Annotated in this window: 5 protein-coding genes and 1 pseudogene; all 6 read left to right on the forward strand. The window is 45.6% G+C overall.

Features of this window, described 5'->3' with window-relative positions:
* Nucleotides 1–149: 149 nt before the first annotated feature.
* Complete coding sequence (rny, locus tag JCM2765_RS09140; protein WP_054736193.1) at nucleotides 150–1709, forward strand: ribonuclease Y; 1560 nt, start codon at nucleotides 150–152, stop codon at nucleotides 1707–1709.
* A 199-nt stretch (nucleotides 1710–1908) separates the two neighbouring features.
* The gene (locus JCM2765_RS09145) at nucleotides 1909–2712 is read left to right on the forward strand and encodes a TIGR00282 family metallophosphoesterase (protein ID WP_054736194.1); all 804 of its coding nucleotides are present in this window, start codon (nucleotides 1909–1911) and stop codon (nucleotides 2710–2712) included.
* 63 nt (nucleotides 2713–2775) lie between these two features.
* Nucleotides 2776–5456: pseudogene (gene mutS, locus JCM2765_RS09150) on the forward strand (DNA mismatch repair protein MutS).
* Nucleotides 5457–5469: 13 nt separating this feature from the next.
* The gene (gene mutL, locus JCM2765_RS09155; RefSeq protein ID WP_054736196.1) at nucleotides 5470–7461 is read left to right on the forward strand and encodes a DNA mismatch repair endonuclease MutL; all 1992 of its coding nucleotides are present in this window, start codon (nucleotides 5470–5472) and stop codon (nucleotides 7459–7461) included.
* 322 nt (nucleotides 7462–7783) lie between these two features.
* Nucleotides 7784–8020 (forward strand): YkuJ family protein, encoded by a 237-nt coding sequence (locus JCM2765_RS09160; protein WP_054736198.1) that lies wholly within the window; start codon nucleotides 7784–7786, stop codon nucleotides 8018–8020.
* Nucleotides 8021–8226: 206 nt separating this feature from the next.
* Complete coding sequence (locus JCM2765_RS09165) at nucleotides 8227–10287, forward strand: LTA synthase family protein (protein ID WP_054736200.1); 2061 nt, start codon at nucleotides 8227–8229, stop codon at nucleotides 10285–10287.
* Nucleotides 10288–10848 lie beyond the last annotated feature (561 nt).

Raw genomic sequence — 10848 nt, forward strand, 5'->3', positions numbered from 1 at the left:
TTCGGAAAAAAAGCCGACTTGTGAGAAGATGTTTTATTGACACATGTTCATAGAAACATTAGAATGATAGTTGTGTCAATAATCAATTAACATCTAAAAAATTTACTGATTTATCAATCAAACAATTTGGATGATGCGGAGGTGGAATCATGAGTATTCCTGAAATAATCCTCGCAATCATCGCTATCGTTGTGGGTGTTGTGGTTGGGTACGTTGTGCATAAATCGCTCTATGAACGAAAGTTGGATGCGGCTCATGAAACAGCACAGGGAATTTTAGCAGATGCGAAAAAGCAGGCAGAGACGGATACCAAAGAGGCGCTGTTAGAGGCTAAAGAGGAAAGTCATCGCTATCGGTCAGAAGTGGAACGGGATCTCAAACGACAACGCAGTGAGGTTCAAAAACAAGAAGACCGGGTGTTACAGCGAGAAGAAGCGCTTGATCGCAAAGATAACGCTTTTCAAAAGCGGGAAGATGTTCTGGAGCGCAAGGAAAATAAATTGAGCTCGGAGCAACAAAAACTAGCTAAATTACAACAGCAGGCGGACTCACTGGTTGAAAAACGGCAAGCTGCCGTTGAAGAAGCTGCAGCGTTGTCGAAAGACGAGGCGCAGTCCCTGATTATTAATGAAGCGAAGCAAGCGTTAAGTGCTGAACGCGCTAAGATGATCAAGGCAAGTAACCAACAAGCTGCTGAAGAAGCAGATGCGAAGGCGAAAGAGTTGATCGTTCAGGCAATTCAGCGTAGTGGTGCGGATATGGTTTCCGATACAACGGTGTCGGTCGTTACGCTACCAAATGATGACATGAAGGGCCGAATCATTGGTCGTGAAGGTCGGAATATCAGAACGTTAGAAACGTTAACTGGTATCGACTTGATCATCGATGATACCCCTGAAGCCGTTGTTTTGAGCGGGTTTGATCCGATTCGCCGAGAAGTCGCTAAGATTGCATTGGAGAAGTTGATCCAAGATGGCCGGATTCACCCAGCTCGAATTGAAGAGATGGTGGAAAAAGCCCGTAAAGAACTGGATGAACAGATTCAAGATCTTGGTGAACAAACGGTCTTTGATCTCGGAATTCACTCAATGCACCCAGCACTGATCAAACTGGTCGGCCAGATGAATTATCGCATTTCGTATGGTCAAAATGTGTTAACGCACGCAATTGAAGTCGCTAAATTATCAGGAATTTTTGCAGCTGAATTAGGTGAGGATGTCACGCTAGCAAAGCGCGCAGGATTATTACACGATATTGGTAAAGCAGTTGAGAATGACGTTGAAGAGTCTCATACTCAAATCGGCATTGATCTCGCAAAGAAGTACAAAGAAAGTCCCGTTGTCATTGATGCAATTGCTTCTCATGAATCGACAGCCGAATCGCATTACGTGATCTCAGAACTCGTTGCGGCGGCTAACACGATTTCCGCTACTCGACCAGGTGCTCGAAGTGATTCTTTGGAAAGCTTCATTCACCGGTTAGAACGGTTAGAAACGATTGCGGACGACTTCGATGGCGTTCAAAAATCCTTTGCGATTCAAGCAGGTCGCGAAGTTCGCGTAATTGTGAAACCAACTAAAATTTCAGATTTAGATGCAGTGGCACTGGCTCACGATATTAAGGAAAAGATTGAAAGTGATATGGATTATCCAGGTCACATCAAGGTTTCAGTGATTCGTGAAGTCCGTTCCGTTGCATACGCTAAGTAAAGTCAGCAATTTTCTGAACATGATAAGTGCTCCCCCAACCCGTTTGAGTTGGGAGGGTACTTTTTATTTGCCATCAGGGGGTGAACTCGTCAAGGCCAGTAGTCGCCACTTGACGCAAAACATGTTAGACTAAACTGATAAGTTGCACGCCTCACGGTGATCTGACCGTGGGGAAACTAAAATAGATTAGAGGAACAGCATGCGAATTTTATTTATTGGTGACGTCGTCGGTGACCGGGGCGTTGACATGATTGAGACCTATTTACCTCAACTTAAACGGGATTTGAAACCACAAGCAACTATTGTGAATGGTGAAAATTCAACGCCGGTCGGCCGGGGTATCAGCCAATCGATTTATAAGCGATTATTGTCGAGTGGGGCGGACGTTGTTACCATGGGGAACCATACTTGGGACAACCGAGAGATTTTTGACTTCATTGATGATACGAAAAAACTCGTTCGGCCAGCTAACTTTCCGGGGAAGGATGTTCCGGGTCGCGGTTGGACCAAATTAAAGGTTAATCAAGCAACGTTAGCCGTGATCAACCTTCAGGGGCGCGTCTTTCTGCCACCATTAGATGATCCGTTTGCGGTTGCCGATGAGTTGGTGCAAGAGATTCGTAAAGAAACCCCAATTATCTTTGTGGACATGCACGCCGAAGCCACTAGTGAAAAACGGGCGATTGCCATGCACCTTAGTGGCCAAGTTTCCGCTGTGGTGGGGACACACACCCACGTTCAAACGAGCGATGGTCAGATTCTTAACCAAGAGACGGCGTTCTTAACAGATGCCGGCATGACTGGTCCGGCCAGTGGTATCTTAGGCATGCAGCCTGAAGGCGTGATTTCACGGTTCTTGAACCAACGACCAACGCGTTATGAGGTTGAAACCAGTGAACCGGGCATCCTGTCTGGGTGTGTGATCGACATCAATGACCAGACTGGTCACGCAACGAAAATCAAAAACGTGCTGATTGATGCGCAACATCCTTATGATTACTAACGAATAACGTCAAACGATATGATTTAAGAGGTGGAGAGATTGGCGAACGCAAACCAAACGCCGATGATGGTACAGTACCAACAAATTAAGGATCAATACCCCGATGCATTTTTGTTTTACCGCCTCGGGGACTTTTACGAAATGTTCAATGATGATGCGGTCAAGGGATCGCAGTTACTAGAATTAACGTTAACAACGCGTAATCATAGTTCCAAGAACCCAATACCGATGTGTGGTGTGCCACACCATGCTGTTCAAAATTACATTGATATCTTAGTGGACAAGGGCTATAAGGTTGCCATTTGTGAACAGATGGAAGATCCTAAAGCCGCTAAGGGCATGGTGAAGCGGGAAGTGATTCAATTAGTCACGCCCGGGACCCAAACCGATGCCGGGGCAGGCAGTGCGAAAACCAACAACTATCTGACTGCGCTCACAAAGGTGGCGGATCAGTACGGGTTTGCCTATGCCGATCTATCGACTGGTGAATTAAAGGTCGCTACGCTGTCTAACTTTGATGCAGTGCTCAATGAAGCGATGAGTTTGCAAACCAAGGAAATGGTGGTCGACACAAGTGTCGAGACTACGGTAACTGATCAGCTACACCGGGTTGGCATCTTGATTTCTCATCAGGATAGTGCGGTCGTCCAAGCTGAACTGAGCTATTTAACCCAAGCGGTTACCCAGCCAGAGCAGCAAACGGTGCTTCAACACTTACTGACCTACATTGTGACGACCCAAAAGCGGAGTTTGGCGCATTTGCAACGAGCGGTTGTTTATGAGCCGGCGTTCTTCTTAAAGCTTGATCATTATTCACAGCGTAACTTGGAACTGACTCAAAATATCCGAACTGGTAAGAAGTCCGGGACACTATTGTGGTTGCTTGATGAAACCAAGACGGCAATGGGTGGCCGGTTGTTAAAGCAGTGGCTGGATCGGCCATTGGTCAACCGAGCTGATATTTTGAGTCGGCAGACTAAGGTCAAGGTGCTGGTTGATCAGTATTTTGAACGCAACAGTTTACAAGAAGAACTTACGAAGGTTTATGATCTAGAACGGCTAGCCGGACGAGTAGCGTTTGGCAGTGTGAACGGCCGAGACCTGATTCAATTGAAGACGTCGTTAACCCAGATTCCGAAGTTACAGCACGTGTTGAATGGGTTGGCTAGCGATGCCTTTGATGATTTGATGACGCAACTTGATCCAATTGAAGACGTGACGGATGCGATTGAACGCGCAGTTGTGGATGAACCGCCGTTGTCAGTGACGGATGGTGGGGTCATCAAAGATGGTTACGATGCCACCCTTGATCAATATCGCCAAGCAATGCGTAATGGTAAGCAGTGGTTAGCGGAATTGGAAGCCTCTGAACGGCAGATTACTGGGATCAGTAACCTCAAAATTGGCTATAACCGGGTGTTTGGCTACTATATCGAGGTCAGCAAGGGGAACTTATCGAAGTTGCCGGAAGACCGATATGAACGTAAACAAACACTAACGAATTCAGAGCGGTTTACAACGCCTGAGTTGAAGGATAAAGAGCGTCTGATTTTGGAAGCCGAAGATAAATCGACTGACCTTGAGTATCAGTTGTTCGTTAAAGTGCGTGAACTGGTTAAAAGTAACATTCAACGCATTCAAGCACTTGCTCGCGCAGTTTCTGAACTCGACGTGTTACAGAGTTTTGCGGATGTCAGTGAACGTTACCGCTTTGTGGCGCCGACGTTTACGAAAAATACCCACGAACTGGCAATCGTTGAAGGCCGGCACCCAGTGTTGAAAAGGTGCTTGGCCGGCAGACATACGTGCCTAACGATGTGACGATGCCGAGTGACACATCGATTTTACTCATTACCGGGCCTAACATGTCTGGGAAGAGTACCTACATGCGTCAGTTGGCGTTAACGGTCATTTTGGCGCAAATGGGGTGTTTTGTACCGGCTAAATCGGCAACGATGCCGATTTTTGACCAGATTTTCACTCGAATTGGAGCGGCGGATGATTTAATTTCCGGCGAAAGTACCTTCATGGTGGAAATGAAAGAGGCTAATGAAGCTTTGGCACACGCAACCGCTAACTCATTGATCTTATTTGATGAAATTGGCCGTGGAACCGCAACCTACGATGGTATGGCGCTGGCACAAGCGATTATTGAGTTTGTGCACGATAAAGTTCATGCTAAGACGTTGTTTTCAACCCACTACCATGAATTGACGGTGCTTGATCAAAGTTTAGCGGGATTGAAAAACGTCCACGTTGGCGCTGTTGAAAAGAACGGCGAGTTGGTATTCTTGCACCAAATGCAGGCCGGCCCAGCTGATAAATCCTATGGAATCCACGTTGCCAAGTTGGCCGGACTTCCTGATGTGCTATTGAATCGAGCGGATACGATTTTAAGTCAGCTTGAAAGTAGTCAGGATCAGCATCAGACGGTTCAAGCAACGGCAACGGCGCACCAACAAGTTCAAGCTGAACAAGCGCAAACTGCACCAGTTAAGACGGTGGAGGCGGTAGCACCTGCTGAACCGCAGCCAACGGCGCAACCTTCAGAACCGGTTGATCAGGGTGATACCCAATTATCGTTATTTAGCGAACCAGAAGCTGAACCAAGTGAGGCCGACCGGGTCGTGGCTCAGATCAAGGCACTGAACCTGATGGGTATGACGCCAATGGCAGTCATGAATCAAGTGTATAAGTGGCAACAAGAAGTGACCCAGCCCAAACGTGGTAAGTCACACAAGTAAGTGGGGTGATTAAATGGCAGTAATTCACGAATTATCGACGGTGTTAGCCGATCAAATTGCGGCTGGTGAAGTAATTGAACGCCCCGCATCGGTCGTTAAGGAACTCGTTGAAAACGCGATTGACGCGAAAAGTCATGAAATCGATATTTTAGTGGAAGACGCGGGCCTTAAAACCATTCAAGTGATCGATGATGGTGTGGGCATTGCAGCGGATGAAGTGCAGTTAGCGTTTCGGCGGCATGCGACCAGTAAGATCGGTGACCGTAAAGATCTTTTTCGGGTTCAATCACTTGGATTTCGGGGTGAAGCACTGCCAAGTATCGCATCGATTGCGGATGTTGTGATGGTCACATCAACTGGTGGTGAAGGCCAACAGCTTCATATCGCTGGCGGTGACGTGGTGGATCAAAAACCGGCCGAAGCGCGTCGTGGAACGGCGATTACGGTTAAAGATCTCTTTTATAATGTCCCGGCTAGGTTAAAGTACCTGAAGTCGCTTAACACTGAACTGTCTAAGATCGTTGATATTGTCGATCGGTTGGCTTTTGGCCATCCAGAAATTTCGATGTCACTGACGCATAACGGTCGCGAACTTTTGCGCACGGCTGGGCGTGATGACCTACGACAGGTGATCGGCAGTATTTACGGCATGAATAAGGTTGGGAAGATGTTGCCGATTGACGCTTCGGATGCTGATTTTAAGGTTAGTGGGTATGTGTCGCTCCCTGAACTCACTCGGTCTGGTCGGTCTTACATGTCGATTTTGCTGAATGGGCGCTACATTAAAAACTATCAGCTAACGAAAGCGATTGTTGCTGGCTATGGGTCGAAACTCATGGTAGGGCGTTATCCGTTAGCGGTCATCAATTTTACGATGGATCCCCTGTTAGTTGATGTGAATGTTCACCCAACTAAGCAGGAAGTCCGAATCAGCAAAGAAGATCAGTTGGCTGCGTTAACGACGCAGGCGATTCAATCAGCGTTAGCGCCGCAGAACCTCATTCCGGATGGGTTAACGAATTTGCGGCAATCATCGGTTGATCCGGTGAAATTATCGCAGGATCTCACAGCGATTTCGGCTCAACGGATGCCGGCAACTCCGGCACCAAGTCCCGTAGCGGCAACGCAATCCGTTGCGGCGAGTCAACCTGAGCCAATTGAGACGCCGAAGATGACGACTACTACGGTAACGGACGAGCCGCAACAAACAGCAACCCCTATTATGATTGCACACAAGGCAGACCTAGCGTTACCGGCAGTCAAGCAATTTGATGCTAAATACCAGGGGACAACGGTCGCACCATTTGATCACCTGACGGTTGCAAAATCTCAACCTCAGCCAGAAGTTAGTTCTGAGCAGGTTGAAGAACAGCCACTGTTTACGGATAAGCCTCGCTTCCCTAATTTGATCTATATTGGGCAGTTTAACGGGACCTACTTGTTAGCGCAGGCGGATGATGGGCTTTATATCTTGGATCAACACGCTGCCCAAGAACGCGTCAACTACGAATACTACCGGCAGGCAATTGGTGAAGTCAGTGCGGATCAGCAACGCTTATTGGTGCCAATCGTGCTTGATTATTCCACAGCTGATATGCTGAAGCTAACGGATCATTTGGATACCTTAGCCAGCGTTGGCATTCATTTAGAATCCTTTGGTCCGAATAGTTTCATTGTTCGCCAACACCCAACGTGGTTTAAAGCGGGGCAGGAAACCGAAACAATTCAAGAAATGGTTGACTGGGTGCTACGCGATGGCAAATTGACGGTGGCCCAGTTCCGAGAGAAGACGGCGATTATGATGAGCTGTAAGCGGGCAATCAAGGCTAACCATCACTTGGATGACCAGCAGGCTAAAGCGTTGATTCAGCGGCTGCCAAGCTGTGAGAATCCCTTTAACTGTCCTCATGGCCGGCCAGTATTGATTCATTTTACAGAAACTGATATGGAAAAGATGTTCAAACGCATTCAAGAGTCGCACCAATCGCAACGTGAAGAAGCGTAGGTGTGTAGCAAAGGCCCCGAACGACTGGCAGCAGTTGTTCGGGGCCTTTTTGTTGACCATAAAGATGCCTGTTATTCGGTTGAACGGTGAAATAACGCATGGTTGATCAAGGACCAAACGGTTTCTAGCAGTAGTTAATTTTGTGGCTTGAACAGGCGATTTTTGCCAATTAATCAGTCAATCTGGCGCCAAAACGTTTCCTAAGCATCGGAACTTACTTATTTTTTCGATAAATCCGGTTTCAATTGCAAGAATATCGTGCTTCATGCCCCAGTCTTTGGTAAAATTAGAGTGTTAAACTAACACCGGAAAGGGGATTCTCATGGAGGAATCACAATTAATCGGGATCATTACCCGTTTGAAGGCCATGCAGGAAGATGCAGGCGACGAACCACAGCCACGACGGTTCGAACGGAATGGTGTCGAACAAGCACAAGTTGTTTACCATCCAGAAACGAAGACGTACACGCTGGACGAATATCAGGCGAAGGAACACTTCGAATTTGATAACATTGATTTAGTAGCAATCGAATTGTTTGAGTTATTAACGGATAACTAAACCAAAAAACTATGGGGAACCATAGTTTTTGTTTTATCCTGAGGAATTTCGTTACAAGTTATTTTACGATAAATATCGTTAAAACGAGTGCCAGAGTAACGGGTTAAGTTGTGAAGTTTTTCCAAAGTCATTCGCCAACAATTGCTATTTCACTTAGATTCGATATAATGGCATTTGTTAAGTTTAACGTGGAGGCACAAAAAGTTATGTCGGACAATCTCAAACGAACGACTACTAAACTCAATACGGTATTCGGGTTTTTCGTATTAGTAGTCGTTACATTTTGTATCAAGACTTATATTGCGTATCAAACGGAGTTTACGTTGGGCGTCAAGGGAGGCGTTCAACAGTTTCTGTTGGCAATTAATCCGTTTCCAGCAGCAATTTTGCTATTTGGGATCGCACTTTATTTCAGAGGTCGACTAGTTTACTGGTTAATGATCATTATTGATTTAATTCAGACGACCTGGATTTTTGCCAACATTGCTTATTACCGGGAGTTTTCGGATTTCCTATCCTTTGGGATCATTAAAGGGTCAGGAAACGTGCAAAACAACTTGGGTAAGAGTATTGGGCAAATTGTCCACCCAACCGACTTTTTAGTTTATATTGACGTTATCCTACTGATCGTCTTGTTGATGACGAAGGTTATCCGGATCGACACGCGGCCGTTTAAACGCCGTTATGCGTTAACGACCACGGTGCTCGCCTTTTCATTGATGGGGGCGGAATACGGGATGGCTAACGCTGATCGTTCTGGACTATTAACCCGGACGTTTGATAATAACTACTTAGTTAAGTATTTAGGGCTAAACGAATACGCAGCGTTTAGTGTTTACCAGACGCAAAAAGAAAGCGCAACGCGAGCGCAGGCAAGCGCCAGTGATCTGCAGAGTGTGGAGAAGTATTTAAAGCACAACCGGGTTAGTGCTAATCCAACGACTTTTGGGACTCAAAAGGGTAAAAACGTCATTATCATTCACTTGGAAAGTTTCCAGCAGTATTTGATCAACTATAAGGTGGATGGCAAGGAAGTTACGCCAAATCTCAACAAGTTCTATAAGAATAAAAACACCGCTAGTTTCGATAATTTCTATAATCAGGTTGCTCAAGGGAAAACATCGGATGCCGAGATGATGTTAGAGAACTCGTTGTTTGGGCTACCACAGGGGTCAGCGATGACAACCTACGGGACCCAAAACACCTATCAAGCAGCGCCAGCTATCCTGGATCAAGAAGCAGGGTACACGAGTGCTGCCTTCCACGGGGACGTGCCAAGTTTCTGGAACCGTGATAACACATACAAGTCGTGGGGCTATGACTACTTCTTTAGTTCGCAGTACTATAAGGAAAAGGCAAACTACACAGTGGGGTATGGGTTAAAGGACAAGATTTTCTTTAAAGATAGTGCCAAATACCTGCAACAACTCCCACAACCGTTCTATGCGAAGCTGATTACACTGACGAACCACTATCCTTACGAACTTGATAAGGAGAACACGGACTTCCCAGCAACCAAGACGGGTGATAAGACGGTTGATCCTTACGTTCAAACGGCACATTACTTGGATGAAGCCTTTGGTGAGTTTCTTACTTATCTGAAACAATCAGGCTTGTATAAGAATAGTATGATCGTGCTGTATGGTGATCATTACGGAATCTCCAATAATCACCGAGCTGCAATTGCCCAGTTATTAGGTAAGGATAAAGTCACCAACTATGACCTTGCGCAATTCCAGAAGGTGCCATTCATGATTCATGCGACCGGCTTAAAGGGTGGCATTAATCATACGTATGGTGGTGAGATTGATGTGTTACCAACGTTATTAGATTTGCTTGGCGTGAAGAATAACGATACGATTCAGTTTGGGAACGACTTACTGGCCAAGAACCGTAATCAGACCGTTGCGTTCCGGAATGGTGACTTTGTGACGCCACAGTACACTAAAGTTGGGGGAACCGTCTATAACACCAAGACCGGAGAGACCATTCAGCCAACGACGGCACAAAAGAAGTCATTAGAGAAGACCCAAAACCACGTAACGACCGAACTTTCATTGTCAGATCGGGTCGTACAAGGCGATTTACTCCGATTCTATCAACTGAAGAACTTTAAGACGGTTGATAAGAAGAAGTACAACTATAAACTAAACGAAGGCTTACAGCGATTGAAAGCCGCTCAGAAGAAAGAGCCTACCAGTGTCCAGGCGAAAAATGGTGGTAAACAGACCGCTACGTATCAAACGGATGCACCAGAACTCAAGTAGGCACGATTAAGCTAAATACGCCCTTAGTAGTCGATCAACGGCTGCTGAGGGCGTATTTTTGGGTTATTAATGGCTGATTGACGCACTGTTAGTTGGTAATTTGGTATAGGTTAGTGGCGTGAGTCATTTATAATCTGGAAAAAATTGCAAAAAAACGAAAAAAGTTGAAAAAACGTCTTGACCAATGGCGGCTATCTTGATAAGATTATATTCGTTGTTGAAAAGCACTAATGAATTTATCCCGAATAATTATTCAATCAGAGGTAACCTGAGAGGTACCGCGATGCGAGTGATGGGATTTCAATTCAAATGTGAATTAAGACAATTAATAAATATTCAAATTGTTGCTTGACTCGAATCAAGAGAGTTGATATACTTAAATGGTTCGCTGCTAAGGCGACACGGAAATGGTTGTTTCCGAAAGTTAATTAGAATTAATGAGATTAATAAATATTCAAATTAATTCTTGACATTCATTTCACTGAATGGTATACTTAAAAAAGTTCGCTAGTTAATTATTTCTTGATTAACAGCGACAAACAACTTTAACTTTAGTAGATC

Source organism: Secundilactobacillus similis DSM 23365 = JCM 2765 (genome assembly GCF_001311075.1).
Classification (GTDB): domain Bacteria; phylum Bacillota; class Bacilli; order Lactobacillales; family Lactobacillaceae; genus Secundilactobacillus; species Secundilactobacillus similis.

Excerpts from the sequence above, each read along its gene's own strand:
- JCM2765_RS09165 (WP_054736200.1), top strand. The coding sequence starts at position 8,227 with ATGTCGGACAATCTCAAACGAACGACTACTAAACTCAATACGGTATTC.
- JCM2765_RS09160 (WP_054736198.1), top strand. The coding sequence starts at position 7,784 with ATGGAGGAATCACAATTAATCGGGATCATTACCCGTTTGAAGGCCATG.
- mutL (WP_054736196.1), top strand. The coding sequence starts at position 5,470 with ATGGCAGTAATTCACGAATTATCGACGGTGTTAGCCGATCAAATTGCG.
- rny (WP_054736193.1), top strand. The coding sequence starts at position 150 with ATGAGTATTCCTGAAATAATCCTCGCAATCATCGCTATCGTTGTGGGT.
- JCM2765_RS09145 (WP_054736194.1), top strand. The coding sequence starts at position 1,909 with ATGCGAATTTTATTTATTGGTGACGTCGTCGGTGACCGGGGCGTTGAC.